This window comes from Vibrio sp. OPT46 (assembly GCF_015163535.1).
Taxonomy (GTDB): domain Bacteria; phylum Pseudomonadota; class Gammaproteobacteria; order Enterobacterales; family Vibrionaceae; genus Vibrio; species Vibrio alginolyticus.
In genome coordinates, this window is the sequence record NZ_JADDYG010000340.1 from 1 (window position 1) to 1028 (window position 1028).

Annotated in this window: 1 tRNA gene and 1 pseudogene; one reads left to right on the plus strand and one right to left on the minus strand. The window is 40.3% G+C overall.

Features of this window, described 5'->3' with window-relative positions:
• Positions 1–195, plus strand: a pseudogene (locus tag IQR33_RS15685) (sodium:proton antiporter); the annotation flags it as partial.
• A gap of 748 nt (positions 196–943) precedes the next feature.
• Here IQR33_RS15685 and IQR33_RS15690 read toward each other — a convergent pair.
• Positions 944–1020: transfer RNA gene (locus IQR33_RS15690), tRNA-Asp, on the minus strand.
• Positions 1021–1028: the final 8 nt, after the last annotated feature.

The window sequence follows — 1028 nt, forward strand, 5'->3', positions numbered from 1 at the left end:
GTGATTCAAGATAAGTTAATCGATGTAAAAGAGATTATTCTTGTAATGACCTACTCCGTCGTTGTTTTCTCTATCCTCATTCAAGGCTCAACAATCACTCCAATGATTGAAAAAGCAAAAGCAGAAGAGAAGAAGATGGAAGAGAACAACCAAGCAATAACCACTCCGGAACATACGGAGACAGTGGACTCTTAAAGACACGTAACTTAATAAATAAAAAGCAGCTACCTAGCTGCTTTTTTCATAACTAATTTTCAGACTCCCCTTCAAGGACGAAGGCTCCTTATTCTTTGATATACCATCAAATATACGAAGAATCGCTACGCTACATTTTCATAGATACTAACTATTGCTGATAGATAGTATTCATAGACGAGCCTTTTAATTTACCCATTTTCATCTGTATCACTTCTCTTACCTTGGCAATATAGGCTCCTCGCAAACATCAAAGCTAAACTTCCACAATACTTAGCAATGAGCGAGTTTGTATTTTTATGAGAAAGAGGCATTTAGGGTAATTGCGTTCAGAACCCAAACAGGTTAGCAACCTCACCAAGATAAAACTGAGCTAGCATTCAGGTAGATCAAAGCCTTAATAGAAATGTAGCCCCCCTCCCTCTTGATCTCAGTGAGACTAAACTTGTATTCAAAGTCCTCCTGTTTTCAAATTAGAAACAAGCGACACTTCAAACAATTAAACTCTGTCACATAACTAGATTTTCTAATATCGAATAAAAGGAGCTTTGGTTAGAGCTTGGTATCGGAATAAGGCTAAGACTAAGGCACAGAGTTACATGCTAGCTCGTTCACGACGATATTAAAACCATGTGAAGAGGGTAGCGTAACTCTAGATGCAAGGTTTCAATATGAAAGTGAGTTTCAGGTAAGTCGGGGGAACCAGAACGAAAAAAGCCTCAGTCTTTCGACTGAGGCTTAATATAAGTGGCGGAGTGGACGGGACTCGAACCCGCGACCCCCGGCGTGACAGGCCGGTATTCTAACCAACTGAACTACCACTCCGCAGTGGT